The organism is Paraburkholderia sp. DD10, from assembly GCF_049177125.1.
GTDB classification, from domain to species: domain Bacteria; phylum Pseudomonadota; class Gammaproteobacteria; order Burkholderiales; family Burkholderiaceae; genus Paraburkholderia; species Paraburkholderia terricola.
The window spans coordinates 1872674-1899122 of record NZ_CP185392.1 but is presented as its reverse complement, the minus strand read 5'-3'; the positions used below and the strand labels follow the sequence as shown (position 1 = coordinate 1899122).

The window sequence follows — 26449 nt, the reverse complement described above, 5'->3', positions numbered from 1 at the left end:
GGCGTCCGGTGTTTTCCGTCGTCGTGCCGGACGCCGTCAGTGTGTGTCTAGCTCCCGCCGAAAAAGAGGTCGCATTGCGGGCCCGTGCCACAGGGTCTTGCACGTTTGGCGCCGGCTTGCATTTTCGTATCGGGCATGCCGCCGTATGCTTGGGTCGCCGCGCCGGGGGCGGCATCCTGGGTCGTGGCGTTTTGCTGCGCGGCAGGCTGCGGCGTATCGGGCATCCCTTGCGAATGCGCGAAGCCGGCGAGGACAAACAAGCCTGCTGCGGAAGCAATCATCAATCGTGTTTTCATGTTGGCTCCTGGAAAACATCGGGTTTTCGATCCATGCGCATGGACATTCGCGAGCGCCGAAATCGTCGTCTACCTGGGATCGTCGGACGCGCGCGTCCTTCGGGTCTGCGGGGCTGATGCCCGAGACCCAGGTTCAGGTTGTCGGAAAAGAGAAGTGCAGTGCGCCGAGCGGAGTTGCCGGACGGAGAGTGGCGTGCGAACTGGCAGTGTCGACGAATTTTGTGGACCGCCGACACGTAATAATCGCCCTGCATCTACGTTATAGGGCGCGCGCTGCGCAAGCGGTAGTGAATCTTCGCGTGGCGGTCCGCCAGCGAGCACGCAAGCGGCTTTTTACGCCAGCCCGGGTTCAATAGCCGGCCGGCTGGCGGATTTGGCCAGCGGCCGGGGTAACGGGAAGGGCATCCGCCAGGTCGAACCGCGCGCGGCTCGATCCTCATCGAAGCCGCTGCTCAGATAGGCGAAGCCGGCAGCACGTAGTTGAGCGGAACGAACGCGCTGCTGCAATCGACGGGCGTCGCATTGCCCGGCGAACCCGACACCGTCACGTCATTCGAGGTGGACGTCACGATCTCATTCGAAAAGCTCACGGGACCCGGACCGAGCGTATAGTGCGTCGCGATGTCCTTGTCGAAAAGCGGCTGCGTGCCGTCGAACACGACATTGTTCAATGCAATGACGAGCGGATTCTTTTGACCGTTTTGCTCGTAGCCCTGGAACGTGATACGGCCTCCACCGTATTGCGTGCTGCCCAGATAGTGCAAGCCGCTGATCGTGATGCCGGTGAAGTTGGGATACAGCGTGCCCGTCGACGAACTGTAGAACGGGTCGAATACCAGCGGCCGGGCAACGTTGCGCATGCACACCTGGCTGTAGGTGACGTTGCTCACCTTGCCGCCACGCGATGAATCCGACTTGATACGCAAGCCGTTTCCACTGGGACTATCGTTGCCGTCGATCGTCATGTCGGTGACGGAAACATGGCTCACGCCGGCATTCGTCTCGCTTCCGATCGACATGCCGTGTCCATAATAGAAGTGGTTGTGCGCGAATGTCAGATTGTTGCTGCCGGGCGATTTGCTCGCCTTGATCGCCACATGGTCGTCCCCCGTGCTGATGTACGAGTAGGCGAGCAGCACATTGCTCGACTGGCCGGGGTCGAAACCATCGGTGTTCTTCGCGGTCTCCGGCGTGAAACAGGTGGCGGGCGTGATCGCGTCCGGCGTGGTGCCGGCCGGACAGGCGTAGCCGCTCACGCTATATGCGAGGCTCGGGGTAAGGATCTTGATGTTCCATGCCGTCACGCCGGCGACGCCATCGGTGACCACGTGAAAGTTCGGCGAATTCTGCAACGTAATGCGATAGAGCGTAAATGCGGAGCCGCCGGTTATCTGCACGAGCCGCGGGTTCTGCTGGTAGAGCCCCGCCGTCTTGTTCTGGTACGCGACGTCCCACCAGGTACGCGCGCCCGCATTCGGCCCACGGGTGAGCAGGCTGCCGCCGCGGCCGTCGATGGTGCCGTCGCCCACGATCGAACTGCCCGCCGTGCTCTTCGCGAGAATGAGCGGATTGCACGATTTGATGTTCGACGCCGTCGCGGTGCCGCACGTTCCCACGCCATTGTCGAAGTCAGCGGGATTGCGCGACGCGAAGAGCGTCACGCCGCCGTCGATCCACAACGACACGCCCGACTTGAGCGTAAGCGGACCGCTGAGAAACGCCGATTCGCCCGAGGCGCCCTTCGTGAGTTTGACGGCCTGGCCGGACGGGCATGCGTCGATCGCGGCCTGGATGCGCGCGGTATCCGGCTGGGAGAATGACGCGTTCGCATCCGCGAAATCGATCGAGCCCATGACGGGTGTCAGCGATGCGGCGATCGGTTTGCAAACGGCCGCGGGCAATGACGGCTCATTGACTGTTCCCCATTGCGTCGTAACGGGCGCCGACGTGTCCGTCCACGCACTCGCCGCTGAAGCGGATTCAGCGGATAGCGCAGCCGACAGCACCAACGCGCAAATCGTGACGCGTGATACGGACGTCATGCAATACGATTCCCTGAATGGCGATTCGCGTTTTTTCAATTGTCTTTTCCTTTTTATGGATTCAGCTAATCAACGGCGATTGGCTCATGACGCGATATCGGCTCGCGGCGCTAGAACGTCGTGAGTTCCGTATTGACCGGAGCGCACGGCGCATCGTTTATCGTGCGAAAAGCTTTGCGCAAGCGGCGCGCCGTGTATCCATCGAGTACGCGATCTTACCGTGCCAATCTTTCAAAAAAGCCATCTGCTTTCGCTCAGGATTTCCTTATTTTCTTGTGAGGGAATGTTGATGCAACGCGTGGCGGGACCATTCGAGAGCGGGCCTAATCGGCAGAAAAAGCAGCCACGTAAATGACGAGCTTTCGCCTGTGTACAACATATTGCGGTCATTGACCTCCGCGGCCTTATGGGATTGCTCAAGATGATCGTTTCAAATGGCACCGAATGATTGCCGGGGGATACCCATGGGGATTTGCATATCCACGAACCGCTCCAGCAGCGCTGGAGATGAAACGCCGGGCACGACGACCCATGCCGCGACAGCTAGTCCGGAGCAGCGGCGAAGTCGCTCGCTGGGGGCGCGGCCAACAGGCCTATCGTCCCGTCCCCCGAGTCCACCCGAGGCAATCGAGCGTGAGCTTCCTCATGGGGTAGGCACCGCGTTGAGTGCCTATGTGGATGCCACGAGCCTTGGCCGGCTCGCAATGACCAGCCGCTCGGCGACAGTCTGGTTGCCCGAAGCGCTGGGGCGCATCGAATCGATTGCCGCAGCCGTCGTCAGCGAGATCGAGGCGTTTTCCAACCCGGCTGCCCAGGGATTGAGCGGCACCTCGCCAGCGCTTCGCCGCATCGGCGAACTCCCTCCCGATCGTCGTGCCCAGCTTCTCGAAACTGCCGTATCCAGGTACGTGCTGCAATTCGGCGGCGACGGCGACGAGGCGATCGTTGCTTCGCGCAGCCGGTTCGGGGAGTTGTGCAATCAGGTCCAGGCACTCCCTCGCAACGAGCGGTTTACTCAATTGGTATCCGGGTTGGCGAGAGACGCGTTGGCGGAAACCTACCATACCGGACAGCAGTGGAACATGCTCAATACGATCGAACCGTTGCGGCAGGTTCTGCCGCTCATTGCCGCTTTGCCGAAGAGAGAGCGGCACTCGCTCGCCAGTTACCTCAGAAGCAATGTCGTTCATCTGATCCGCCCAGCGGACCGGAATGACGCCGTCATCGCGATCAATCGCGCGGTCGGGCATCGCCGCCGCGGCAATCTCTGTGGCGCGGTAGAAGATTGATCGGACCGTTGCGAATCGTTTGCGTGAATTCGGGAAGCCGCTCATAACCTTATGAACTTTGCTTGGTTGCCGTGCGCCGCGCGGCCCGCTAACGTCGAATCATTTGGCAAGCGGCTCACTCAACCTCTCATCTGGCAAGCTTATGGATTCTCGCGATACATCGGGCTCTTCTATTTCAACGGACGCTTCGGACACACCGGCAGCCTTCGACTCGCTCGATCCACGCCGGCGCACGCTGCTGAAAGCCGCTGCCGCAAGCGCGGCAGCCCTGGCCGCTGGGGCGCCCTGGTCCGTGCAACGGGCTCTGGCTCAGACGCCGTCCAAGGGTAAAACCTTGCGGATCGGCTTTCAGAAATACGGCAACTTCGTGGTGTTGAAAGCGCGTGGCACGTTGGAGAAGCGGCTGGCCGCCCAGGGCGTGTCCGTGCAATGGCTCGAATTTCCCGCGGGGCCTCAGCTTCTCGAAGGCTTGAATGCGGGCGCGGTGGATGTCGGCTCGGTCGGAGAGACACCGCCGATTTTTGCTCAGGCCGGCGGGGTCGAATTCGCGTATATCGGCCACGAGCCGCCGGCGCCCAAGGGCGAGGCGATCGTCGTGCCGCATGATTCGCCGATTCGCTCGGTGAAGGATTTGCGCGGCAAGAAAGTCGCGCTGAACCGCGGATCGAACGTGCACTTTCTGCTGGTCAAGGCCTTGCAGAATGCGGGGCTTTCATACAGCGACATTCAGCCCGCGTTTCTGACACCGGCCGACGCGCGCGCGGCCTTCGTGCAAAACAGTGTCGACGCATGGGTGATCTGGGACCCGTACCTGGCCGCTGTCGAGCGGCAGGCGAACGCGCGGGTGATCGCCAATGGCGAAGGTCTCGTGCGCAATACGCAGTACTACGTCGCCGCGCGCAAGTTCGCCGACACGCAGCCGCAGTTGCTGCGCGAACTCCTCGCCGAACTCGATCAGGTGGATCGATGGAGCCGCGACAATATTCCAGCCGTCGCCAGCCAGTTAGCGCCGCTCGTCGGTCTCGACGCGGCCACGCTCGAGGTGGCGCTGCAGCGCACGAGCTACGGCGTGCAGCCGGTCGATGCGGCGACGCTCGACTACCAGCAACAGATCGCCGACACGTTCACCAGTTTGAAGCTGATCCCGAAGAAGCTGGTGGTGGCGGATGCGAAATGGCGTGCCGCCTAGATGTCACCGGACCTCGCGCAACAGCGGGGTCCGCCTGGCCGACGTAACGATCATGGGCCAACAGGCGCGTGCGCGATGCCGGCCAGATATTCCCACGGATAGATGCCTTGCGCGTGCCCATCGCTGAACACGATCCGCACGCCGTAGCCCATCGGCTGAATCTCGACAATCGCGATGCGCGGCTCGCTTCGCGGCGCCGCGCCCGACTGTGCCATGCGGCGACAGGTCGAGCAGGGGCAACGCTCCCTGAGCGTCGCGTTGTCGATCCATTGAGTCTGTCCTTCATGCCACGTCAGCGAAAGTCGCGCTGTCGCGGCATGAAGGGTGACGCGTTCGGGCGCATGCATCAGTGTCCCTCGTCGATCTGCGCCAGCGCGATGCGCACGGCTTTGCGCACTTCCGGATCGGGATCGGTCGCGGCGGCCTGCAAGAGCGGCAGCGACGCGCGGTCGCGGAGTTCGCCGAGCGACAAGGCGGCTTCCTTGCGCAGATTGCTGATGGCATGCGTGAGCAGCACGGCGATCACGGCGCCGGTCGTCGCATCGCGGAGCTTGCCTAGCGCCCGGACCGCCTGCAAACGCACTTGCCAGTAGTCGTCATCGAGAGCCGTGATCAGCGGGTCGCGTGCCTCCGCCGCGCGCAGTTTGCCGAGCGTGGCCGCGGCTTCCTCGCGGACCTGCCAGGCGGAGTCGCGCAGTGCGCGAAGCAGCGTGACGATGGTTTGCTCCGTGTCCGCCGCTTCGACACCCAACGCGCCGATCGCCGCGCGACGCACGGCGGCGTTCGGATCGTCCGTCGCAATGACGGTAAGGGGGCCGAGCGCGCGCTCGCTCTTCAACCAGCCGAGCACGCTCACTGCTTCCAGCCGCACACCGTCTTCGCTCGCCGTCAGCGCGGCCAGCGCGGGGGCGAGCGCACCCGCATGGCGCAGTTCGCGCAAACCGCGCAGCGCCGCCTGGCGCACGAACGGATCGCGATGGCCGGCCCACGGCGCGAGCAGCGGCCCCGAGCGCGGGTCCTTCAGATTCGACAGACTCTGCGCGGCGGCCGCGCGCACGTCGTCGGCACGATCGGTCAACGTTTCGCAGAGCGCCTGAACCACGTCGGCGCGTTCCCACGCGCCGAGCACCTGGGCGGCCTGCGCGCGCACTTGCGGCGACGCGTCGTGGCGCAACGCGGCGACGATCGGCCCGAGCACCGCTTCGTCCTCGAGGTCGGCGAGCGCCAGCAGGGCGATGCGGCGCACCGCGGCGTCCGCGGACGCGAGGCGCGGCAGTAGTTCGGCGGCTTCGGGATCGAGCGAATCGGGGTCGAACGTAAGCGGAAGCGAAATATCGGTCATGAGCTGAAAGAGGTCTGAAGTGAGCCGATGCAGCAGGTGCGTTCAATGCGCGAGTCGATCGTGCGTTGCATGCGTGGCGTGCGTTGCATGCGTTCCTTCGCGGCTAGCGCAGCAGATACGGAATATCGACCCTGACCGCCCCGGTCGGGCAATCTTTCTCGCATGGCATGCAGTACCAGCATTCGTCGAACTTCATGTACGCCTTGCCCTTGCTCAGATCGATCGCAAGCAGATCGAGCGGGCAGACGTCGACGCAAACGGTGCAGCCTTTGTCGGCGATGCATTTGTCTTCATCGATCGTGACGGGCGCGGCGCTGCGCTGAAAAATGTCGTGCGGTGTGGTGGACATGGTCGCTCCTCAAGCGTCTGCAAGCGCGGGTTCGCCGATGCGCAGGTTCTGATAGGCGTGGCTCTCGCGATCGTCGAGCGGCACCACGTAAGGTTGCACGGCGCGTTTTTCGCTGACCATGCGGCCCGTTGCGTCTTTCCTCAGATGCGTGTGGCAAAACCACTCCGCGTCGTTGCGCTGCGGATAATCGACGCGATGGTGGTACAAGCCCCAGCGGCTTTCCGTGCGATACAGCGATGCGTGCGCCGCCATTTCCGCGCAGTCGCGAATCGCCCGAACCTCGGCGGCGCGCATCAGTTCGTGCGGGTTGTCGGCCTTGATCTGCTCGATGTCGGCGGCGATTTCGGCGAAGCGTTGCAGGCCGATTTCCATCTTGCGCGTGACCTTCGGCGGTTGAAGATAGTCGTTCACCATGCGGCGCAGCTTGTATTCGACCTGCGCCGGAGCCAGCCCCGTCTCCCGTTCGAGCGGCGCGTAGATGCGTGTCCGCTCGGCGTCGATCTGCTCGCTATCGAGGGCCGCATGTTCACGGCCTTCGACGTATTGCGCGGCGTTGCGGCCCGCGAACCAGCCATAGGTGAACGCGCCGAGCATATAGTTGTGCGGCACCGCGGCCATGTCGCCGGCGGCGTAGAGACCGGCAACCGTGGTCTCGGCGCGCTCGTTCACATGGACGCCGGAGGCGCTGTGGCCGCTGCAAAAGCCGATTTCGGAGATGTGCATTTCGATCATCTGCTCGCGGTAATCGGTGCCGCGTCCCGCATGAAAGCGTCCCCGGCTCGGGCGCTCGTTGGTGTGCAGGATCTGCTCGATGGTCTGGATGGTTTCCTCGGCGAGATGGTCGAGTTTCAGAAACACCGGACCATTGCCGCTCTGCAACTCCTGATAGAACTCCCACATCATCTGACCGCTCCAGTAATCGCACTCGATGAAGCGTTCGCCCTTGCCGTTCGCCGTGAAACCGCCAAGCGGGCCGGTCACATAAGCGCAGGCGGGGCCGTTGTAGTCCTTGATGAGCGGGTTGATCTGGAAACACTCGAGATTGGCTAACGCAGCGCCGGCGTGATAAGCCATCGCGTAACCGTCGCCGGCGTTGGTGGGGTTTTCATAGGTGCCCATCAGGTAGCCGGACGCGGGCAAGCCGAGCCGGCCGGCGGCGCCGCAACTGAGAATGACCGCCTTGGCGCGCACCACGTAAAAATCCGCCGTGCGGCAATCGAAACCCAGCACGCCGCACGCGCGTCCTTGCGCATCGGTCAGCACGCGCGTAACGACAATGCGATTGGTGATCGCGACGCGCGCGCGTTTGAGCTGCCTGTAGAGCACTTTCTTGATGTCGTGACCTTCCGGCATGGGCAGGACATACGAGCCCATGTGGTGCACTTTCTTCACCGCGTAGTCGCCGGTGCCGTCTTTCTCGAACTTCACGCCCCAGCGGTCGAGTTCCTCGATCGTCTTGAAGCTGTGCCGGGCGTAGGCGTACACGGCCGCCTGATCGACGATGCCGTCGTTGGCAATGGTGATTTCCTTCGTGTATTGCTCGGGCGTCGCATGGCCGGGGATGACCGCGTTGTTCAGGCCGTCCATACCCATCGAAATCGCGCCGCTGCGCTTGACGTTGGCCTTTTCGAGCAATAGCACCTTGAGATCGGGGTTCTGCTCTTTCGCCTTGACGGCGGCCATCGGACCGGCGGTCCCGCCGCCCACCACCACCACGTCGTACTCGATCACGTGTGTGTTCATTGCGTGTTCCTTGTGCTGTTCTGTTCTTTTTGACGGTCGACGCGCAAGCGGTAGCGAAACGCGTCGCCGCGAAAATAGAGGTATTCGTAATCGATCGGCGTGCCGTCCGCGGCGTGCGTGAGGCGTTCGATCCGAAGTACCGGGCTGCCTTCGTCCACGCTCAATGCTGCGGCGATTTCGTCGTCGGCCAGAATGGCGTCGATCGAGACGTCGGCGTGGCCGAGCGGCACGCCGCAATCGTTCTCCAGAATCAGAAAGATGTCGCGCGTGACGAGGTCGGCGTTGGCTAGGCGCTTGCCCAATGCTTCCGGCACCCACGTGATTTCGAGCGAGACCGGTTCGCGATCGAGCAGCCGCACACGACGGATTTCGGCGACCTTTGCGCCTTCCGGCAGATCGAGGCGACCGGCGATTCGCGCGTTGGCGGCGATGAAGCGGATCTGTCTGACCTGGTTGACGATTTCGCATCCCATCGACGACATCGCTTCGGCGAAGCCTTGCAACGCGCTGACGTTCTGAAAGGCTTTCGGTTTGGAGACGAAGGTGCCCTTGCCGTGAAGCTTGAAGACAAGGCCTTCTTTCTGCAGATCGCCGAGCGCCTGGCGCACGGTGATGCGGCTGACGTTGAACATCGCGCACAGTTCGTTTTCAGACGGCATCCGCGCGTGCGCGGCATAACTGCCGTTCAGGATGCGCAGTCGCAGTTCCGTCTTGATCCGCTCGTAGAGCGGCGGCGCGGGAAGGGGCAGCACGATGGCCGGGGTGGGTTGTTGCATGGTGTCGTCGGGTTGCCTGTACTTGTTATGACAAGTTGCTTCACAGTCTAGTGACGGAGCGTTGGCGGGCGAACCAAGAATTTGTGGTTTGCTTTTCTGCGGTGACGCGTTGGAGTCGCTGTCCGCTTTCAAATCGATTGCATGACTTCGCGGACTCGCGCACCGGCTACAATCGGGCCTCCGTCAAAGGCTGACCCGAAGGCTCAAATGGAAATCAAATGGATAGAAGATTTCATCGCCCTTGCCCAGTACCAAAGCTTTTCGCGGGCAGCGGAGTTTCGCAATGTCACTCAGTCGGGCTTTAGTCGCAGGATTCAGTCGCTTGAACAATGGGTCGGCGCCGAGCTGATCGACCGCAGCAGCTTTCCGCCGGTCCTCACACCCGCCGGCCAACTGTTTCGCGAAGTCGCCGAAGACATTCTGGCCCGGCTATTCGATACGCGGGCCATCATCCGTACCGAGCAGCGCATCGCGGGCAAGAGCCTGCAGATTTGCGCGGGGCACACCATCGCTCTGAACTTCCTGCCGACGTGGCTCAAGGCGCTCGCTCCTCAATTCGGCGAAGTGCGTGCTCGTGTGATCCCGACAAACGTTCACGACTCGATTCTCATGCTCGTGAACGGCAACTGCGAGCTGATGTTCGCCTATCATCATCCTGAACTGCCTCTGCATCTGGATCCCGCCAGGTACGAGCATGTCACGGTCGGTCTCGATACCCTGATGCCGGCCAGCCGACCCAACGAGCGGGCCGGCCCGAAGTTCCGCCTGCCGGGGACGAAGCAGCGTCCGCTACCGCTTATCTCCTACACCGAGACGAGCTACTTTGGACGGTGCCAGGCCCTGCTGTTGAAGCGGACCTCGGACGCGTTGTCATTGCGTCTGCACTACGAGTCCGACATGGCGGAGGTTCTCAAGAAGCTGGTAATGGAAGGAGAGGGGGTGGCGTGGCTGCCGAGAAGCACCATCGCAAGGGAACTTGCCGATGGCGAACTCGTTCCGGCGGGACCCGCGAACTGGCAGTTGCAGATCGAACTACGCGCCTACCGCGACTCGACCAATCGCAGCGAATTTCTCGACACGCTCTGGCATCATCTCGGCGCCGGCGCGGCGGCGCTGGAATAGGGTTTTCCAACGTTATGCGAAACGCGCATGAGCGCATGCCGCAACAGCATTAGCGTTTTTTTTGACCTCTCTACCATCCGTTCCACGATGAAAGCGGCGCTGCCCGCGTCGCTCTCATCCCTTCTTTCGCGCGTGGCGGTCACTTCGGCCGCCGGCGCCGCCACAGGGACGGATGAACATGAAGAATCGCCTTACTCTGAGCATCGCAGCCGCGATGCTTCTCGGGATCCTGGCTGGCTACGTGTGCCACACGTCCGTCACCGACCCCGCTACCCTTAAAGCAGTGGCCGGTTACTTTTCCATCGTCACGGATATTTTCCTGCGACTGATCAAGATGGTCATCGCGCCGCTCGTTTTCGCCACGCTCGTCTCGGGCCTCGCGGGGATGGATAGCAACGGCGACGTCGGCCGTATCGGACTGCGCTCGGTCGCGTGGTTCGTCAGCGCGTCGATCGTCTCGCTCGGCATCGGCCTCGTCATGGCCAATGCGTTGCAACCTGGCGCCGGACTGCATCTGACGGTGGGTGCCGGCGAGGTGAGCACCGGCCTCAACACCTCGGCGCTGAACGTCAAGGACGTCGTCACGCACGCGTTTCCAACCAGCCTGTTCGATGCGATGGCGCGCAACGACATTCTGCAGATCCTGGTCTTTTCGCTTTTCCTTGGCGTCGGTCTCAGCGCGCTCAAGCGCGACTCGCGTGTCGGCATCGTCATTCAGGCGATCGACGGGATGGTCCCGGTCATGCTGCGGCTGACGAACTACGTGATGCGCGCCGCGCCGCTCGGGGTGTTCGGTGCGATCGCATCGACGGTGACGCTGCGCGGCCTCGACGTGATCTACACGTACGGCAAGCTGATCGGCTCGTTCTATCTTGGGCTGTTCGTACTGTGGGCCATTCTCATCGCCATCGGATATGCGTTTCTCGGTCGCAAAGTGGTGAGTCTGCTGAAGGCTGTGCGCGAGCCGGCGATGATCGCCTTTTCCACCGCGAGCAGCGAGGCGGCCTATCCGCGTCTTACCGAGCAACTGGAGAAGTTCGGCGTCGACAAGAAAGTGGTCGGCTTCACGCTGCCACTGGGTTACGCATTCAACCTCGATGGTTCGATGATGTACCAGGCATTCGCGGCGATTTTCATCGCCCAGGCCTTCGGTGTCGATATGCCCGTTTCGCAGCAGATATTCATGCTGCTGATTCTCATGTTGAGCAGCAAGGGAATGGCAAGCGTGCCGCGCGGGTCGGTGGTGGTGGTCGCGGCTGTCGCGCCGATGTTTCATCTGCCCGCTGCCGGCGTCGCGTTGGTTCTCGCCATCGACCAGGTTCTCGACATGGGCCGCACGATGACCAACGTGATCGGCAACAGCGTCGCCACCGCCGTGATCGCGAAATGGGAGGCCGCGCGTGAACCGGCGCCCGACGACATGGCGTTCGAGCCGGCGGAGGTCGAGGCTCGATGAGCGCCGCGCTGATGAAGAGCAGGCGCAAGCTGGGCGTGGTGGGCGGCCTGGGTCCACTGGCCAGTGCCGACGTATTTTTCAAACTGGTGAAGGCGACGCCGGCCTTGTCCGACGCCGAACATGCCGACATCATTTTCGAGCAGCGTCCGTTCAGGGGTTCGGGTTCCGGCAGCGCCGCCACCACGGAGCGCAAGCTTTATATCTTCGACATGATCCGCGATTTCGAGAAGCGCGGCGTGAGCACGATCGTGCTGCCATGCTTTCTCAGTCATACCTTCATCGACGAGTTGAAGGCAAATACGAGTCTGCCGATCGCGAACATTGTCGACGCGGTTCGCAGCCATGTTCAGCGCAAGTTTCCCGACGCGAAACGTATCGGCGTGCTCGCATCCGACTACGTGCGCGAAATGCGGCTCTTTGAACGGTACTTTCCCGCTCCGCGATTCGAGGTCGTGCACCCGCGCGCACTCGGCGATACCGACCTCGTGACGCAAGCCGTCTATGGTGCCGACGGCATCAAAAGCGGCAATCTGGGCGGCCGTGCCGTCGCGCTGCTGCGTGCCGCCTGCGATGACCTGACCGATCAGGGCGTCGATGTGATCGTGCCGGGCATGACGGAGATTGCGCTCGTGGCCGAGGAAATGGGTCCGCTGAAAGTGCCGCTCGTCGACTCGAACATGGCGTATGCGCAATATGTCGTCTCAGACCGATCCAGCTCGCCCGATACGGTTTTCAAGGTCGGCGTGGTGGGCGGTGTCGGCCCCGCTGCGACCATTGATTTCCTCAACAAGATCGTCCGCAATACCCCGGCGTCGCGCGACCAGGATCACATCAAATTGCTGGTCGAACAGAACCCCCAGATTCCCGACCGAACGGAGAACCTTGTCGGCAACGGCGCGGACCCGACCATTTCGCTCTACGCGACGTGCAAGAAGCTCGAAGACGGTGAAGCGGACCTCATCGCCATTCCATGCAACACGGCCCACGCGTTCGTCGACCGGATTCAGCCGTATCTCGGCATCCCCATCGTCAACATGCTCACTGTCACCGTTGACTATCTGCGCGAGGCGTTTCCCGGTTTGCGCGATGTCGGCGTGCTGGCGACGTCGGGCACGATCGACAGCGGCGTGTACCGAAAGGCGCTCGAATCGCGGGGACTGCGGCAGGTGGCGCCACGCCCCGCACTGCAGGCGCGCGTGATGGACGCCATCTACGGAAAGAAGGGCGTTAAAGCCGGCTTCACGACCGGCGAGTGCCAGGAGGACATTGCCGCGGCCGTCGAAGGACTGATTGCCGAGGGCGTCGAAGTCATCGTGCTGGGATGCACCGAGCTTCCAATGCTTCTTCCGGACGGTGAATTCATCAGCGGCAATGGCGTGCGCGTGCGGCTCGTCGACCCCACCGAAGTGCTCGCGCGGCAGTGCGTCGCGCACGCGATGGGCGCCGCCGACTGAGCGCGCATCAGCCCTCGGGCCCTGAAAAACAGCGATTTCTCCGCTCGGTTCGTGAACTGGGCGGCGCCCGGTTCGTCCTTTTTTTGCATCGGAGCATCACATGTCAAGCCGCACTGAACGTATCGAACACGACCTCCTTGGCGATCTACCCGTCCCCGACGAGGCCTATTACGGCGTGCATACCCTGCGCGCGCTGCAGAACTTCCCGATCACGGGTATTCCCATCTCGACTTACCCGAATCTGGTGAATGCGCTCGCCAGCGTGAAGGAAGCAGCCGCGTTGGCCAATCACGATCTAGGTTTGCTGCCGGACCACAAGATGAAGGCCATCGTGCAAGCGTGCCAGGCGATTCGTAGCGGCGTCGCACATGACCAGTTCGTGGTCGATGTCATTCAGGGCGGTGCCGGCACGTCCACGAACATGAATGCCAACGAGGTGATTGCCAATCTCGCGCTCGAGTACCTCGGCTATGGACGCGGCGACTACGCGGCGCTACACCCCAACGAGGACGTCAATCTTGGGCAAAGCACCAACGATGTCTACCCGACTGCACTGAAAATCGCGGCTTACATGGGCATTGTCCAACTCGTTCACGCGATGGCTGTGCTGCGTGCTTCATTCGAGCGCAAGGCGGAGGAATTCAAAAACGACCTGAAGATGGGGCGGACCCAGTTGCAGGACGCCGTGCCCATGACGCTGGGTCAAGAGTTCAGCACGTTCGCCGTGATGCTCGGCGAGGACGAAGCGCGCTTGATGGAGGCTTCGACGCTGATCTGCGAAATCAATCTGGGGGCAACGGCAATTGGCACTGGCATTAACACGTCGCCCGACTACGCGCCGCTCGTGTGTCGCCATCTTGCCGGCATCACGGGAATTCCGGTCACCACTTCGCCGAATCTCGTCGAGGCCACGCAAGACGTCGGCTCCTTCGTGCAATTGTCGGGCGTGCTGAAGCGCGTGGCGGTCAAGCTCTCGAAGATATGCAATGACCTCCGGCTGCTTTCGAGCGGTCCTCGTGCGGGCTTTGGAGAAATCAACCTGCCTGCCGTTCAGGCGGGCTCGAGCATCATGCCCGGCAAGGTGAACCCGGTTATTCCCGAAGTGGTGAACCAGATTGCATTCGAAGTCATCGGCAACGACGTGACCGTCACCTTCGCGGCGGAAGCGGGGCAGTTGCAACTGAATGCGTTCGAGCCGGTGATCGCACACAGCCTCTTCAAGAGCGTTGCGCATTTGCGGGCGGGCTGTCTCACGCTGGCATCGAAGTGCGTGGACGGCATTACCGCGAACCGCGAACGACTGCAGGCCCTCGTCGAGAACTCCATCGGCATCGTGACCGCGCTCAACCCGTACATCGGCTATGTGAATGCGACCCAGGTCGCGCAGCAGGCACTCATCTCTGGCAGAGGCGTCGCGGAAATCGTTGTCGAGCGCGGCCTTCTCACGCGAGCGCAACTCGACGAGATCCTGCAACCCGCCATGCTGACCCAGCCGCGCCAGGCGATCGCATTCGACTGATCCGGTGATTCACACGCCGGGGCTGGGCGGGTTCCGCTTCGGTTGCCGGCATGCCATGCCGACGAGCCCGCATCCCGGTGACAGCGCTGTTGGATGCGATGCACCGGGTGGTAACATTTGTTGTCATCTTTCTCGGCCGCTTGCCCGGACCATCGCATGCCAGACAGCTTCGACCAGCTTGCCGCCCTGATCCGCGCGCGCTTCTCCGAACTGAGTCCGCAGTTTCAGATGGGGGCGGCCTTCCTGCTCGATCATCCCGACGAAGTCGCGGTCTCGTCGATGCGCAAGGTGGCCGAGCGCGCCCAGGTGCAACCGGCGTCGCTGGTGCGTTTGTCGCAGCAACTCGGTTTTCCCGGCTGGAACGAATTGCGCAACCTGTTCGTCGCGCGCGTGCGCACGCGGCCCGAGCCGCTCACCAGCCGTGCGCGTTCGCTCGTCAAGTCCAAAGACGCCCTGGCGAACAATCTGCTGGTCGCACAGCAGCACAATCTCGAAGTCACCGCCGCGCACAATGGTCGCGTGATCGTGGAAGCGGCGCGGCTGTTGCGGCGCGCGCCGCATGTGCATGTGGCGGGTTTTCGCTCGTGTTACGCGGTGGCGTTCGGTCTCGTGTACGGCTACCGGTTGTTCCGTTCGTCGGTGTCGCTGCTCAACGGCGAGGCCGGCACGCTGGAAATGCAACTGCGCACGGTCGAACGCGACAGCGCGACCATCGTCATCAGTTTCGCGCCGTATTCGGTGGAGGCCGCGCGCGTGGCGGAAGCCGCACTGGAAAAGGGCAGCAAGCTGATTGCGATCACCGACAGCGCGGTCTCCCCCATCGCGCTCAATGCGGACAAGGTGCTGATTTTTTCGCACGAGAGTCCGTCGTTCTTTCCGTCACTGGTCGCGGCCACGGCGATTGCCGAGTCGCTGGTCGCGCATCTGCTCGCGCTCGAAGGCACGGATGCGGTCGAACAACTCGCCATCGCCGAACAGTCGCTGCATGCCAAGGGCGCCTACGTCCCCTGAGTTTCGCGTCTGAAACTGTTGATCTTCGCTGTCAGGCAGCGTTGCTCGATGCCATCGACAGCGCACTTGCCGCCGTTTGAAAACAACTCTGCAACTTGCGAGACCGACGATGACCGAACGTTTGCCTCATTTCGAACCGTCCGATGCCACGCCCGAACAGAAGGCGGTTCTGGACGAGATTTTGTCCGGGCCGCGCGGCAATCTGAACGGTCCGTTTCTCGGCTGGATTCATAGTCCCGAACTCGCGCAACACGCGCAGCGCCTGGGCGCGTTCTGCCGCTATCGGACAGGCTTGCCGCTGCGCCTGTCGGAACTGGCGAGTCTGGTCACGGCGGCGCCCGGTTTTCGCTGATGCCGACGACGCGTTGGTCCACGACTTCGCGAGCGAACTGTACGACACTCAACGCGTATCGGATGCGACCTATGCGAAGGCCGTCGAGCGCTTCGGGCATCAGGTGGTGATCAACCTGGTGGGTCTGCTCGGCTACTACGCGCTGGTCGCGATGACGCTCAACGTGTTCGACATGCGGGCGGCCGGGCAGGACAGCTTGCCCTTCGCCGGGTAGCGCAGTGCAGCATGCCGCCCGTCATGACGCCGACGCACGGAAGCGCCTATGATGAAGTCCGGTCCACGCCCGCGCCCACCGCGCCGCGCGAGACTCGCGACCCATGCCGACACCGCGGAACATTCGGGCGGGACCGTTGCGGCGGGCATCAGCTCAGGTCGTGGAGCGCGCGAAGCAGGGCACAAACAGGAGAGAGCGATGAAGCGCAAGGCATCAGCAGTCTGGCAAGGCGGCCTGCAAGACGGCAAGGGCTCGATTTCCACCGACAGCGGCGTACTCAAGGAGACCCAGTACTCGTTTTCCACGCGCTTCGCGGACGGCATCGGCACGAATCCCGAAGAACTGATCGCGGCTGCGCACGCGGGGTGTTTCTCGATGGCGCTATCGGCGGAACTGGGCAAGGCCGGCATCACGCCCGAACGTATCGGCACGACGGCCACCGTCACGCTCGATAAGGAGGGCGGCGGTTTTGCCATCACCGCCGTGCATCTGGACGTGGCGGTCAAGATTCCCGGCGGCGACAAAACCGCGTTCGACAAGGCCACCGCGGACGCCAAGGCGGGTTGTCCGGTGTCCAAGGTTCTGAACGCCACGATCACGATGGACGCCAAACTCGAAACCTGAGTTCGCGCCTGGGTGCGTACCCGGGTTCTTGCTGTTCCCAGGCTTTCTCAGGCCGTCGACGCAATGCGGCCGGCGCGCGGGGCGAAACCCGCCGCCGGCTTTTACCCGTTGACCGGCAATCTCAACGATCCGCCAGTGCGCCGCGATCATGCGCCGGGCCGGGTCGGTCTTTCATGGAACCGCAGATGACAACGCAATCAGAAAAAGCTCAGCTCTTCCGTTCGTATCACACAGCCGGCGAAGCCTTCATCATCCCGAACCCGTGGGACATCGGCAGCGCGCGGCTGCTCGCGCTGGCCGGCTTCAAGGCGCTCGCCACCAGCAGCGCGGGCTATGCGTTTTCGCGCGGCTTGCCGGATAACGCCATCGGCCGCGCGCAGATGATGGTGCACCTCGGCGAAATCGCCGGCGCCACCGATCTGCCGGTCAGCGCCGATCTGGAAAACGGTTTCGGCGACGCACCCGAGGACTGCGCCGAAACCATCGCGCAAGCGGCGGCGGCAGGGGTAGTCGGCGGCTCGATCGAGGACGCGACCGGCCGAGCCGACGAACCGGTCTACCCGTTCGAGGCCGCCGTGGAGCGCGTGCGCGCCGCGGTGGTCGCGGCTCGCGCGCTGCCGTTTCCGTTCACGCTCACGGCCCGCTCGGAAAACTATCTGGTGGGCCGCCCCGACCTCGACGATACGATCCGGCGTTTGCAGGCTTACCAGCAAGCCGGCGCGGACGTGCTTTACGCGCCCGGTCTGAAGACGCGCGACGAGATCGCCGCCGTGGTGGGCGCGCTCGAGCGGCCGGTGAATGTGTTGATGGGACTGCAAGGCGTGGTGCTCAGTTTCGACGAACTGCGGGCGCTAGGCGTGCGCCGCGTGAGCGTCGGCGGCTCGCTCGCTCGTGCCGCGCTGGGCGCGTTTCTGCGCGCGGCGCACGAGATGCGCGATCACGGCACTTTCAATTACACGAAAGACGCGGTGAGCGGCAACGAAATCAACCAGCTCTTCAGCACGGCCGCGCAGAAGTGGCAGAAGCCACGCTGAGACGGCGTCAGAAAGAGACAGAGCGAGATTTCATTCGCCCACTTACTTGGTCGTGTAACCGCCGTTGATCAGAATGGTTTGCCCCGTGATCCACCACCCGTCGCTGACCAGATGGCGGATGAAGGGCACCACATCCCCGATGTCGGTCAAACCAGTCGTGGAGAACGGCGAGAGTGCGGCGGCCGACTTGTGGTAAGCCACCGCGTCCGCGCCTTCGGCGGGATAGAAGAACGGCGTGTCCATGGGCCCGGGACCGACGGCCGTTACGGAGATGCCCCGCGCGCCGAATTCCTTGGCCGCCGCGCGTGTGAAATGTTCGACCGGCGCCTTGGTGCCCGCATAGGCCGCGTAAAACGGGGTGAACGCGCCAAGCAGCGACGTGACGAGCGTGACGATCTTGCCATTGTCGTTGACGTGCTTGCCTGCCTCTCTGAGAAAGAAGAACGCAGACTTGGAATTCACCGCCGTCATTTCATCGTATTCGGCCTCGGTGATATCGACGAACGGCTTTTTCAACACCTTGCCTACCGTGTTGATTGCAATATCGGGGCGGCCGACGGCGGCGACGACATCCGAAAACAGCTTCTCGACCGCGCCGGCCGAGGTCAGATCGGCCTGGAAAGCGACTGCCGTGGCACCCGCCGACTCGATCGCGGCAAGTGTCTCGTCCGCCGCGGCTTTCGAGCTCGCGCTGTTGTAGTGGATCGCCACTGCCCTGGCGCCCTGCGCGGCGAGATTCCGTGCAATCAGCCCACCGAGATTTTTCGCCCCGCCCGCAATGACGACGGTTTTGCCTTTGATGCTGTGGTCTGCCATGTTTCATCCCCCAGTGCCGAAGCCGCCCTATGCAGCCTCTCATCCTGCTCGATGATATATTCCAGGAAAATCATTTAAACCTACTGTTTCTGACATCACTGGTCAGAAAAGTCGAACAGTGGAAGGGCGTGCCTGCACATGACGATAAGTGAGACCGGCGGCGCGCGCGCGTGCCGGACCGATGGACTGCATCCCCTGCGGAAAGCTCGATACGACGGCGAGCCGCGCGCTCGCGAAGGTGGGAGCGAACGTGGATCGTATTGACCTGTTTCGCGTCTTCGCGCGCGTCGTCGAATGTGCGAACTTCACGCGCGCGGCGGACACGCTCGGCTTGCCCCGCTCGTCGGTTTCCGCGGCGATCCAGGAACTGGAAGGACGGATCGGCGCCCGCTTGCTGCATCGGACAACGCGCAAGGTGTCGCCGACACAGGACGGCGCGGCGCTCTATGAACGCTGTCTTCGCCTGATCGCCGATGTAGAGGAGACCGAGAACCTGTTTCGGCAGACATCGGTGGGGCCGGGCGGCGTCTTGCGCATCGACGTGCCAGGCCGTATAGGCCGGTTGATCATCGCACCCGCACTGCCGGGATTCCTCGTCTCCTATCCGAAAATCGACATCACGCTCAGCCTGACCGATCGCACGATCGACCTCATCGAAGAACGCGTCGACTGCGTGCTGCGCGTGGGCAAGCCGCACGAGTCCGGCATGATCGCGCGTCCGATGGGCGATCTGCCACTCATCAATGTTGCGAGCCCCCTCTATCTGTCCCAGCACGGTACGCCTTGCACCCCCGGCGACATGACAACCCAACAGGTCGTTCACTATGCGTCGCCAACGAGCGGGCGTATCGCGCCCTGGGAATGGCTCGATGGCGAGACTGTCAGAACGTTGACAACCCAGGGCCGCGTGACCGTCAACAGCGCGGAGGCGTATATCGCATGCTGCCTTGCAGGACTTGGCTTGATCCAGATTCCTGCCTATGACGTGCAACAGCATCTGCGTGCGGGCGAACTGATCGAGGTGATGCCCGAATACCGGGCTGCGCCAATGCCGATGAACCTGCTCTATCCGCATCGGCAACATCTGTCGCGCAGGGTTCAGGTGTTCGCCGACTGGCTCGATGCGCTCTTGAAAGCGCAACTCGTTTGCGATTCGGGTGCGGGCGAATGAAGCCGGTCGATCAGGGCGTCGGTCTTTCGTCGCACAGCGGCGACCGATGCGGTTCGAGATAACCGAACGGACGCGGGAAAGCGTGGAGACCGGGATAAAGGCGGCCGCACAGCCAGCTACCGGAGTCTCGCCCCCGGATAAATCTCCTGGTATTTCCGGAAGGCATAGGGCCCATATTGCAGCGGCGCGGAAGCATTATTGGAAGCGCCCCTAACCTGGCCGAGCGGTACGACGAGGGTCTCGTAGTCGGGCTGGAAGAAGAACGGCAGTGAGAGGCGCTCGCATGCGGTATTCACACGATGGCGCGTCGCCACATAACGGCCTCCGGTCCAATACTGGAGCATGTCGCCGATATTGCAAACATATGCGCCGGGCAGTGTCGGTGCGCTGGTCCAGCACCCATCGCGCGTCTGAATTTCGAGCCCTGGGCTGTCTGCAACCAACATCGTCAGACAGCCGTAGTCGGTATGCGCACCGCAGCTATAGTCCCCAATCTCTGTTTGTGCGAGCTTTTCTGCTGACGCAGGAATCGAAGCTATTTGCGGCAGATCCTTGGGGGCCGGGTAATGCGCGGTGCGAAACTGCCAGAAGGGGCGGTCATTGAACGCGAGCCGGAAAAAATCTTCCTGCAAATCGAGGCTCAACGCGATGCCTCGCATCAGATCGAAACCGAGCCCGACCATATGGCCGATATAGCATGTCAACGCCTCGCGATAGCCGGGGAGCGCCGGCCAGAGGTTCGGTCCATGCATTGGCTTGCCGGACACGACATCGGGATGGTTTGGCGCGAATTCGACACTGAACTCCATCAGCTCATACGCATTGCGTTTGCCGTCCGCCAGTTCCGACAGCAGCGGGGCATAGCCGCGGAAGCACCGGCTATGCCGTTCAAGCGACAGTTTCATTTTTTCTTCGACCGATAGGGCAAAGAAAGTCTCCGCGTGCTCGAACACGGCATCGATCGCGGCCTCCGGCACGCCGTGATTGACGATACAGAAGAACCCGGTCTCACGGCACGCGCGTCCCAGTTGCGCGGCAATCCGCCGGCTGCCGGCTGGGTCCAGGCGCCGCAGCGCACCGATATCGATAACGGGGATGGCGGTGTCATTCATCGTGTCTTTCCTCGATGAAACCGGACTGGAACGGCCGGTGTACGGCTGAATAGGCATCGTTGCGTGAAACCATGACCGCTCGTCCGGTCTTCGAAGCGGTGACCGCTGTCGCGAGTCGGCGGGCGCCGGCTTGCCCGATCCTCGCCGCGCGCGGCACGCGAATCTCCGGCATGAACGTGATCGCCAGCATCAGCAACGCGGCCACGGCGGCGCACCAGCGCAGATCAACGGCGATCGGCGCGCGTTGCGCAAAGCGCGAGTCGAGCAGGGCGTCGCCGAGCGCGGCGGGCGTCCACAGCCGGCGATAGCCGAAGCCAATCTGGCCGGACAGTGTTTGCAGATACGCTTCGCGCACCTGCGACAACTCTTCCCGGCTCACGGCAGCGGGCGCGCCAGGCCGTGCGGGGGACACCGCCGTCGTTTGGACTACCTCGCTGGCGAGCCAGAAGCCCGCCGGGCGACCGTCGTTGCCGGTTCTGGGAATCGGTGCGGGCCGCTCGCCGCCGACACCGATCAGCCAGCCGCCCACGTCGCCCGTCGTGATGCCCGGCAGCGATGTTTCGGACGGCGGACGCGGCGGCGCCTCCTGACCGTCGGTTACGAACACCACCGCTGTGTGGTCGCCGATCTGCTTCGCCTGCCGTATCGCCGAATAAAGGCCGCCATTGGCGATGCGGCTCGCGTTCGCCCAGCGCATGCGGCCGTCGATGCCGTCGAGGGACGCGAGCAGCGCGTCGTAGTGTTCGCATACCTCGACCGGCGGCAACAGCAGCAGCGCGCGCGCATCCGTGAACACGCTCCAGCCGATGCGCGATCCGCACGGCATCCGCCGCAGCGCATCGCGCATCGCCGCGCGCGCATACGCAAGACGGCTCGTACGCACACCGTTTAGCGTCACATCTTCGACGTTCATGCTTTGCGTGATGTCGAACGTGACGACGTAGTCGAAGCGTTCGCGCATCAACGTAATCTTCGGCATCCACAACGCGGCGGCGAGCAGGGCAAGCGCGGCAACCAGTGCGTATTGCCGGTAGCCGAACACGCGCGGCACGGCCGGCTTTATCGCTTTCCCCATCGCGTCTTTCACGGCAGATCCCCCAACACGACGTCCGGCACGGTCAGCGCGCGCCGATACGCCGGGGGCTCATGGCCGTCGCCGAACGCTTCGGTGGTCTCCGGTTGCAGCCAGAGCGCGCGCTCGAGGTTGTAGCGCGCGTCCCAGTCCGCCGGATAGGCGCGCAGCAGTTCGCGATAACGGTTCTTGGCGAGTTCGATCAGCGGCGCGGAAGCGAGCGGGTTCGCGGTCCCCGCCGCGATCGCCTCACGCAGGTACATGTTGGCGAGATCGAACAACGCCGTGCGCCCGGTCTCGTCGAGATGCGCGCGATCGATCAGACCGTTGTAGAGCTTCGACGCCGCATCGTGTTCTCCCGTTTTCGACAACGCGACGGCCTGTGCGAGCCGCACTCGCGCGGTCCGGTCGATTCCCGCGCCGGTGACGCTGCGCGCAGCCGTCGCGGCGCGCAACACCGCCGCGTTGCCGCGCAGCGCATCCACGAGACGCCAGCCCTGATAGCCGGCCAACGCCGCGCAGCACAGCGCAAGCGCCGCAAAGCCCGCATGAACCGTGCGTCGCTTCATGACCAGCTCCTCAATACCGCGAAGCGCAACCCGACCAGCAAGGCACAGCCCGCGAGCGCGACCCCGAAGCACAGCGAGCCATGACTGCCAGCGGGCACGCGCTCCAGATACGACACGGGGAAGTGCTGCTGCGCGTCGATGTCGGCCATCGCAGCCGCCAACGCGCCGGAGTCATCCGTCTGATAGAGGCGGTACGGCGTTTTCAGCGACTGGAAGTACCGATGCAGTGCGGCCTCCTCGGACGACTCGTCGCCCGGCTTGATCGCATTCAGATCCGCGCTGTTCGCGCTGCTGCGAATGTAAATGAAATAAAGCGTGATGCGATTGCGCGTGAGACTCGCCGCGATGCGTTCGCGCATCGCGGCGTCGAGTCGCGCACCGCCGTCGGAGACCAGCACGATCACGCGATTGCCGTTGTAATCGCGCTGGTCGAACTGACCGACGGCCGCCAGCAGCCCACGGTCGAGCCGCGTATCCGGCATGCCCCGGCCGATGCCGGTACTCGCCACCGCACTCTCGATCGCCTGTTTGTCGCGAGTGAGCGGCATGACGAGCAATGGGCTCGTGCCGAACATCATGAACGCAACGCGGTCGTCGTTGCGTTTGTCGATGAACTTCGTCAGCACCTCACGCGCGGCGTGGTTCTTCGACATGCCTTCCGATAATGCACCTGCGGCCTTGACGCCGGCAGGCGGGATGATCGCGTCCATGCTCGAACTGCGGTCCATCAGCACGACGATTTCCGCGCCGCGCGCAATCCGCGCCACTTGCCGCTCCGGCCGCTGTGGATCGGCAAGTCCGATCACGATCAGCGCCATCGTCGCGACCGCAATCGCCTTCAGTGCGATGCCGGCGGCATGCCCGAGCCGGTCGCGCGGCAGCCAGTCGACGTGCGAAAACATCAGTGTGTCGCTGCGCCGGGGCCATAACGGCAGCAGCGCGAGCGGCAGCAACGCCAGCATCCACGGCGACGAAAATGCGAGCATGGCGGTCATCGGTGATGACGCCTTTCGGCAAGCCGAAGCTCCCGGGCCAGTTCGAGAAGCCGATACGGCTCGTGCGTCGGCGAAACTGCGAAGAACCGCTCGCCCGACTGTGCGTAGAAGCGTTCGAGCCGCTCGCGCAATGGGCTCAAATACGGTGCGCGGACGAACAGCGCGCCCAACGTTCCTGCGTGAAGCGCCTGTCCGGCGGCCTCGTTCAGTGCGCGATGCACGGACACCCACGCGTCGGGTTCGCGGTCGACCTGCACCGCGTCGAGGCGCTCCAGCGCGCGGCACGCGCGGGCGAACGGCAAGCGGCCCGCATCGCGGCGATTGCGCCACAGCCACCACCCAAGCCACGCACATGCAACGAAAGCCAACACCGCCAGCGACGCGATCAGGCGCTGGCGCAGCGGGGCGATCGGCAACGGTGAGGGTTGACGGTCGGGCTGCATGTCCTGCAGCGAACCCTGCGCGAACGCGCTGCGCGGCGTCAGCGGCGCGACGCTGACCGGCCACGCGGCGACCGCCAACGCCGGGCTCGAAGCGACGGGGGCTCGCAGCATCAAGGCAGGCAGAGTGATCGCGGTGAGGGTCTGCGGCGCGTTGATGACTTGATACTCAAGCACCAGCCAGCGCTCGCCGCCGGCATCCGTTTCGACCTTCGCCGCGCGCCGCTCGAGCCACGCGCCGGTGCGTTCGAGCGGCGGCAGTGTCGCCGGTTCAAACGGACGGTCGTTCGCGCGAAGCAGGACACGCTGCGAAATCACATCGCCGAGCAGATAACCGAAGCTGCGCGGCTGAGCTGTTGCCGCGATTACGTTTTGCTGGGCAAGGGCGCCGTATGAAAAGCACGCTGAGGCGAACATACAGAGAAGCGCGGCGACGCGCGTCGTCAGCGACACGCGGTCGCCCACCTGTGGCCGCAAGAAGGAAACTCGCCGCGTCATGCCGTCAACTCCAGAAAGTAACGCGACAGCGCCTGCGGATCGAACGGACCGGTCAGGTAAAAAGGCCGCACGCCATGCGCGGTGCACAGCGCATCGATCCGCGCGCGTCGCTGTGCGACCGCATTACGCCACTGTGCACGTAGCGCCGGGCGCATCCATAACGTGCGCCGCCCGTTCGATTCGGCGTCGCGCATCATCATTAGCGCGTTCTCTTGCGGTGCTTCGAGTTCGAACGGATCCCACACGACGATCGGTACCAGCAGGGCCGGCATCAATAGATCGAACGATGCGCGCAGCGTGTCGAGTGGCCAGTGGAAATCCGATACGACAAACACGAGTCCCTGGCGTCCGCTGAGCCTTTCGGCCGCGCGACGCAAACCGGTCGCGCCGTCGCCCTCGCGGCGCAGTGCCGGCCGGCCGCCTTCGGACAGCATCGCACGCATCGCGGCGCCGGCGCCGCGATGATGGCGCGCGGGCAACATCAGGTCGTCGCGCAAACCGGTATCGAACGCAAGCAGGCCGACCGCATCGCCGACCCGAAACGCGCTGCGTCCCAGTGAATCGACAAAGTCGCCGACGACCTCGAGCTTCGCCCGGCGCGAACCGAACGACATCGATGCCGATACGTCGACGACCGCATGCACGGTGACGGCCGTGCGTTGCCGCTGCATCCGAACCAGCCAGTCGCGGCCAACGTGCCGCAGACTCGCGCGCAGATCGAGACGCCGCGGATCGGGATGGTCGAAAAGCCGCGCGTGCGTGGCAAAAGCCTGGCCGCCGCCCACGCTCGAACCGTGATGCGAGCCGGGGCGATATCCGCCTGTCCGGGATGGCATCCGGTAATGGAATTCGTGGATCGCACTCATCGCGTCGCTCGCGCCGTGTCGATCGGCATCATGGCGCGGCGACGCGGCGCATGATCGCCTGCACCAACGCGTCGGCCAGTTCCGCACGGCGCAGTTCGTAGATCGGTGTAAAAAACACGCGATGGCCGAGCGCGGCCGGCAGCACCGCATGGATGTCCTCGGGAATCAGATAGGCGCGTTCGGCCAGCCACGCGACCACGCGCGCCGCGCGCAGCAGCGCGCTCATTCCGCGCGGACTGGCGCCTGCGAGTATCAGCCGGTCGATATCGACGTCGCCGAGCCGGATGTCGTATTGCGCGGGTTTTTCGGTGGCCTCCCAGAGTTGCAGCACGTATCGCTCGATCGTCTCGCTTGCGCGCACATGACGCTGGATCGACGCGGCCACCGCATTCAGCTCACGCCACGACAGCATGCCGGCGGGCAACTGTTCAAGCACCGTGTCGACGTCGTGAAACAGCGGGTCGAAAACGAGCCGGCTGCGAATGGCGGGGTCCGCGGGCGTCGGCATGTTCAGTTCGAACATGAAGCGGTCGCGCGCGGCGGACGCCAGTTCGAAGGTTTCCTCCTTTTCGACCTTGTTGCGATCGGCGAATACCGTCATGTGCGGAAAGTGATGTTCGCGATTGAATGCGGATACCGACCGCTCGGCCATCGCGCGCAGCAGCAGCGATTGCACCTGCGGCCGCGCGCGGTTGATCTCGTTGAAGAAGAACGTCGTGAGCCGCTCGCCATGACGCAGCAACGGGCCGGGGTCGATGCGCGGCGCGCCTTCGGCGTCCACGTAGGTGTGGTAGACGAGATCGCCAGGCATCAGGTCGATCGTTCCCTCGACGCGTTCGAACTCGCCGCCGATCGCCCGCGCAAAAGCACGCAGCAGCGTGGTCTTGCCGACGCCCACGTCGCCTTCGAGCAGCACATGTCCGCGCGCGAACAACGCGACGGTGATCAGGCGTATCACCTGCTGCTGCCCGATGACCGCCTGCGCGACGGCCGCTTCCAGTTGCAGCGCGTCGCTGCGCCAGTCCTGCAACGCTTCTTCAGAGAGCATCCGGTTTCTCCGTTCTGGACGTCGGTTGAGTGGTTGCTGCACGCTGGCTG

26 protein-coding genes and 1 pseudogene are annotated in these 26449 nt (G+C 63.5%); 12 read left to right on the top strand and 15 right to left on the bottom strand.

Going from position 1 to position 26449, the window contains the following annotated elements:
- Positions 1 to 47 precede the first annotated feature (47 nt).
- Positions 48 to 296, bottom strand: coding sequence for a hypothetical protein (locus ACOCG7_RS08645; RefSeq protein ID WP_073430007.1), 249 nt, complete (start codon positions 294 to 296; stop codon positions 48 to 50).
- Positions 297 to 748: 452 nt separating this feature from the next.
- On the bottom strand, positions 749 to 2338 hold the full coding sequence (locus ACOCG7_RS08640) for a glycoside hydrolase family 28 protein (RefSeq protein ID WP_421375138.1): 1590 nt from the start codon (positions 2336 to 2338) through the stop codon (positions 749 to 751).
- Between the two features lie 17 nt (positions 2339 to 2355).
- On the opposite strand from ACOCG7_RS08640, the gene ACOCG7_RS08635 reads away from it, so the two are divergent.
- From ACOCG7_RS08635 to ACOCG7_RS08625, 3 genes are all read left to right on the top strand, one after another.
- Positions 2356 to 2628, top strand: coding sequence for a hypothetical protein (locus ACOCG7_RS08635; protein ID WP_421375136.1), 273 nt, complete (start codon positions 2356 to 2358; stop codon positions 2626 to 2628).
- Positions 2629 to 3000: 372 nt separating this feature from the next.
- Positions 3001 to 3627, top strand: a complete 627-nt coding sequence (locus tag ACOCG7_RS08630; protein WP_421375134.1) for a hypothetical protein — start codon at positions 3001 to 3003, stop codon at positions 3625 to 3627.
- Between the two features lie 142 nt (positions 3628 to 3769).
- Positions 3770 to 4816, top strand: coding sequence for a sulfonate ABC transporter substrate-binding protein (locus ACOCG7_RS08625; protein ID WP_073430005.1), 1047 nt, complete (start codon positions 3770 to 3772; stop codon positions 4814 to 4816).
- A 50-nt stretch (positions 4817 to 4866) separates the two neighbouring features.
- On the opposite strand, the gene ACOCG7_RS08620 is transcribed toward ACOCG7_RS08625, so the two are convergent.
- The 5 genes from ACOCG7_RS08620 to ACOCG7_RS08600 all read right to left on the bottom strand — a co-directional run bounded on the left by ACOCG7_RS08620 (position 4867) and on the right by ACOCG7_RS08600 (position 9026).
- Entirely contained in the window at positions 4867 to 5163 is a 297-nt protein-coding gene (locus ACOCG7_RS08620; RefSeq protein WP_310120879.1) for a DUF971 domain-containing protein, read from the bottom strand.
- Positions 5163 to 6158 (bottom strand): HEAT repeat domain-containing protein, encoded by a 996-nt coding sequence (locus ACOCG7_RS08615; RefSeq protein ID WP_421375132.1) that lies wholly within the window; start codon positions 6156 to 6158, stop codon positions 5163 to 5165. The genes ACOCG7_RS08620 and ACOCG7_RS08615 overlap by 1 nt, the downstream gene beginning before the upstream one ends.
- Positions 6159 to 6261: 103 nt before the next feature.
- Positions 6262 to 6507, bottom strand: a complete 246-nt coding sequence (locus ACOCG7_RS08610; protein WP_073430002.1) for a 4Fe-4S dicluster domain-containing protein — start codon at positions 6505 to 6507, stop codon at positions 6262 to 6264.
- 9 nt (positions 6508 to 6516) lie between these two features.
- Positions 6517 to 8250 (bottom strand): fumarate reductase/succinate dehydrogenase flavoprotein subunit, encoded by a 1734-nt coding sequence (locus ACOCG7_RS08605; RefSeq protein WP_421375129.1) that lies wholly within the window; start codon positions 8248 to 8250, stop codon positions 6517 to 6519.
- Positions 8247 to 9026: a GntR family transcriptional regulator gene (locus ACOCG7_RS08600; protein ID WP_421375127.1), complete on the bottom strand. Its 780-nt coding sequence runs from the start codon at positions 9024 to 9026 to the stop codon at positions 8247 to 8249. The genes ACOCG7_RS08605 and ACOCG7_RS08600 overlap by 4 nt, the downstream gene beginning before the upstream one ends.
- 207 nt (positions 9027 to 9233) lie before the next feature.
- On the opposite strand from ACOCG7_RS08600, the gene ACOCG7_RS08595 reads away from it, so the two are divergent.
- The 8 genes and pseudogenes from ACOCG7_RS08595 (at position 9234) to ACOCG7_RS08560 (ending at position 17812) form a co-directional block, all read left to right on the top strand.
- Entirely contained in the window at positions 9234 to 10148 is a 915-nt protein-coding gene (locus ACOCG7_RS08595) for a LysR substrate-binding domain-containing protein (RefSeq protein WP_421375125.1), read from the top strand.
- A gap of 178 nt (positions 10149 to 10326) precedes the next feature.
- Positions 10327 to 11604 (top strand): dicarboxylate/amino acid:cation symporter, encoded by a 1278-nt coding sequence (locus ACOCG7_RS08590; RefSeq protein ID WP_421375123.1) that lies wholly within the window; start codon positions 10327 to 10329, stop codon positions 11602 to 11604.
- On the top strand, positions 11601 to 13058 hold the full coding sequence (locus ACOCG7_RS08585; RefSeq protein ID WP_421375121.1) for an aspartate/glutamate racemase family protein: 1458 nt from the start codon (positions 11601 to 11603) through the stop codon (positions 13056 to 13058). Before ACOCG7_RS08590 ends, ACOCG7_RS08585 begins: the two co-directional genes overlap by 4 nt.
- A gap of 100 nt (positions 13059 to 13158) precedes the next feature.
- Complete coding sequence (gene aspA, locus ACOCG7_RS08580; protein WP_421375119.1) at positions 13159 to 14577, top strand: aspartate ammonia-lyase; 1419 nt, start codon at positions 13159 to 13161, stop codon at positions 14575 to 14577.
- A 156-nt stretch (positions 14578 to 14733) separates the two neighbouring features.
- Complete coding sequence (locus ACOCG7_RS08575; protein ID WP_421375117.1) at positions 14734 to 15588, top strand: MurR/RpiR family transcriptional regulator; 855 nt, start codon at positions 14734 to 14736, stop codon at positions 15586 to 15588.
- Between the two features lie 109 nt (positions 15589 to 15697).
- Positions 15698 to 16154 (top strand): annotated as a pseudogene (locus ACOCG7_RS08570) (carboxymuconolactone decarboxylase family protein).
- 198 nt (positions 16155 to 16352) lie between these two features.
- Entirely contained in the window at positions 16353 to 16778 is a 426-nt protein-coding gene (locus ACOCG7_RS08565) for an OsmC family protein (RefSeq protein ID WP_073429993.1), read from the top strand.
- A gap of 185 nt (positions 16779 to 16963) precedes the next feature.
- Positions 16964 to 17812, top strand: a complete 849-nt coding sequence (locus ACOCG7_RS08560; protein ID WP_244745152.1) for an isocitrate lyase/PEP mutase family protein — start codon at positions 16964 to 16966, stop codon at positions 17810 to 17812.
- A gap of 42 nt (positions 17813 to 17854) precedes the next feature.
- On the opposite strand, the gene ACOCG7_RS08555 is transcribed toward ACOCG7_RS08560, so the two are convergent.
- Positions 17855 to 18628 carry an SDR family oxidoreductase gene (locus ACOCG7_RS08555; protein ID WP_244745150.1) on the bottom strand — a complete coding sequence of 258 codons (774 nt, stop codon included), beginning with the start codon at positions 18626 to 18628 and terminating at the stop codon, positions 17855 to 17857.
- A 250-nt stretch (positions 18629 to 18878) separates the two neighbouring features.
- On the opposite strand from ACOCG7_RS08555, the gene ACOCG7_RS08550 reads away from it, so the two are divergent.
- Entirely contained in the window at positions 18879 to 19799 is a 921-nt protein-coding gene (locus ACOCG7_RS08550) for a LysR family transcriptional regulator (protein ID WP_073430022.1), read from the top strand.
- A 116-nt stretch (positions 19800 to 19915) separates the two neighbouring features.
- Here the strand turns inward: ACOCG7_RS08550 and ACOCG7_RS08545 are convergent, their stop codons facing one another.
- From ACOCG7_RS08545 to ACOCG7_RS08515, 7 genes are read right to left on the bottom strand one after another with little or no spacing between them, the layout of a single operon-like run.
- Positions 19916 to 20911 (bottom strand): isopenicillin N synthase family dioxygenase, encoded by a 996-nt coding sequence (locus tag ACOCG7_RS08545; RefSeq protein ID WP_421375114.1) that lies wholly within the window; start codon positions 20909 to 20911, stop codon positions 19916 to 19918.
- Positions 20904 to 21986, bottom strand: a complete 1083-nt coding sequence (locus ACOCG7_RS08540; protein ID WP_227470941.1) for an MxaL protein — start codon at positions 21984 to 21986, stop codon at positions 20904 to 20906. Before ACOCG7_RS08540 ends, ACOCG7_RS08545 begins: the two co-directional genes overlap by 8 nt.
- Before the next feature lie 8 nt (positions 21987 to 21994).
- Positions 21995 to 22552, bottom strand: coding sequence for a hypothetical protein (locus tag ACOCG7_RS08535; RefSeq protein ID WP_073429989.1), 558 nt, complete (start codon positions 22550 to 22552; stop codon positions 21995 to 21997).
- Positions 22549 to 23547, bottom strand: a complete 999-nt coding sequence (locus tag ACOCG7_RS08530; protein WP_073429988.1) for a vWA domain-containing protein — start codon at positions 23545 to 23547, stop codon at positions 22549 to 22551. The genes ACOCG7_RS08535 and ACOCG7_RS08530 overlap by 4 nt, the downstream gene beginning before the upstream one ends.
- A complete protein-coding gene (locus ACOCG7_RS08525; RefSeq protein ID WP_143031982.1) occupies positions 23544 to 24485 on the bottom strand; it encodes a calcium incorporation protein MxaA in 942 nt (313 codons plus the stop codon). The genes ACOCG7_RS08530 and ACOCG7_RS08525 overlap by 4 nt, the downstream gene beginning before the upstream one ends.
- Entirely contained in the window at positions 24482 to 25351 is an 870-nt protein-coding gene (locus ACOCG7_RS08520; protein WP_073429987.1) for a DUF58 domain-containing protein, read from the bottom strand. Before ACOCG7_RS08520 ends, ACOCG7_RS08525 begins: the two co-directional genes overlap by 4 nt.
- Before the next feature lie 28 nt (positions 25352 to 25379).
- Positions 25380 to 26399 carry an AAA family ATPase gene (locus tag ACOCG7_RS08515; RefSeq protein WP_073429986.1) on the bottom strand — a complete coding sequence of 340 codons (1020 nt, stop codon included), beginning with the start codon at positions 26397 to 26399 and terminating at the stop codon, positions 25380 to 25382.
- Between the last annotated feature and the right edge of the window lie 50 nt (positions 26400 to 26449).

Excerpts from the sequence above, each read along its gene's own strand:
- ACOCG7_RS08645 (WP_073430007.1), bottom strand. The coding sequence starts at position 296 with ATGAAAACACGATTGATGATTGCTTCCGCAGCAGGCTTGTTTGTCCTC.
- ACOCG7_RS08640 (WP_421375138.1), bottom strand. The coding sequence starts at position 2,338 with ATGACGTCCGTATCACGCGTCACGATTTGCGCGTTGGTGCTGTCGGCT.
- ACOCG7_RS08635 (WP_421375136.1), top strand. The coding sequence starts at position 2,356 with ATGGCGATTCGCGTTTTTTCAATTGTCTTTTCCTTTTTATGGATTCAG.
- ACOCG7_RS08625 (WP_073430005.1), top strand. The coding sequence starts at position 3,770 with ATGGATTCTCGCGATACATCGGGCTCTTCTATTTCAACGGACGCTTCG.
- ACOCG7_RS08620 (WP_310120879.1), bottom strand. The coding sequence starts at position 5,163 with ATGCATGCGCCCGAACGCGTCACCCTTCATGCCGCGACAGCGCGACTT.
- ACOCG7_RS08615 (WP_421375132.1), bottom strand. The coding sequence starts at position 6,158 with ATGACCGATATTTCGCTTCCGCTTACGTTCGACCCCGATTCGCTCGAT.
- ACOCG7_RS08610 (WP_073430002.1), bottom strand. The coding sequence starts at position 6,507 with ATGTCCACCACACCGCACGACATTTTTCAGCGCAGCGCCGCGCCCGTC.
- ACOCG7_RS08605 (WP_421375129.1), bottom strand. The coding sequence starts at position 8,250 with ATGAACACACACGTGATCGAGTACGACGTGGTGGTGGTGGGCGGCGGG.
- ACOCG7_RS08600 (WP_421375127.1), bottom strand. The coding sequence starts at position 9,026 with ATGCAACAACCCACCCCGGCCATCGTGCTGCCCCTTCCCGCGCCGCCG.
- ACOCG7_RS08595 (WP_421375125.1), top strand. The coding sequence starts at position 9,234 with ATGGAAATCAAATGGATAGAAGATTTCATCGCCCTTGCCCAGTACCAA.
- ACOCG7_RS08590 (WP_421375123.1), top strand. The coding sequence starts at position 10,327 with ATGAAGAATCGCCTTACTCTGAGCATCGCAGCCGCGATGCTTCTCGGG.
- ACOCG7_RS08585 (WP_421375121.1), top strand. The coding sequence starts at position 11,601 with ATGAGCGCCGCGCTGATGAAGAGCAGGCGCAAGCTGGGCGTGGTGGGC.
- aspA (WP_421375119.1), top strand. The coding sequence starts at position 13,159 with ATGTCAAGCCGCACTGAACGTATCGAACACGACCTCCTTGGCGATCTA.
- ACOCG7_RS08575 (WP_421375117.1), top strand. The coding sequence starts at position 14,734 with ATGCCAGACAGCTTCGACCAGCTTGCCGCCCTGATCCGCGCGCGCTTC.
- ACOCG7_RS08565 (WP_073429993.1), top strand. The coding sequence starts at position 16,353 with ATGAAGCGCAAGGCATCAGCAGTCTGGCAAGGCGGCCTGCAAGACGGC.
- ACOCG7_RS08560 (WP_244745152.1), top strand. The coding sequence starts at position 16,964 with ATGACAACGCAATCAGAAAAAGCTCAGCTCTTCCGTTCGTATCACACA.
- ACOCG7_RS08555 (WP_244745150.1), bottom strand. The coding sequence starts at position 18,628 with ATGGCAGACCACAGCATCAAAGGCAAAACCGTCGTCATTGCGGGCGGG.
- ACOCG7_RS08545 (WP_421375114.1), bottom strand. The coding sequence starts at position 20,911 with ATGAATGACACCGCCATCCCCGTTATCGATATCGGTGCGCTGCGGCGC.
- ACOCG7_RS08540 (WP_227470941.1), bottom strand. The coding sequence starts at position 21,986 with ATGGGGAAAGCGATAAAGCCGGCCGTGCCGCGCGTGTTCGGCTACCGG.
- ACOCG7_RS08535 (WP_073429989.1), bottom strand. The coding sequence starts at position 22,552 with ATGAAGCGACGCACGGTTCATGCGGGCTTTGCGGCGCTTGCGCTGTGC.
- ACOCG7_RS08530 (WP_073429988.1), bottom strand. The coding sequence starts at position 23,547 with ATGACCGCCATGCTCGCATTTTCGTCGCCGTGGATGCTGGCGTTGCTG.
- ACOCG7_RS08525 (WP_143031982.1), bottom strand. The coding sequence starts at position 24,485 with ATGACGCGGCGAGTTTCCTTCTTGCGGCCACAGGTGGGCGACCGCGTG.
- ACOCG7_RS08520 (WP_073429987.1), bottom strand. The coding sequence starts at position 25,351 with ATGAGTGCGATCCACGAATTCCATTACCGGATGCCATCCCGGACAGGC.
- ACOCG7_RS08515 (WP_073429986.1), bottom strand. The coding sequence starts at position 26,399 with ATGCTCTCTGAAGAAGCGTTGCAGGACTGGCGCAGCGACGCGCTGCAA.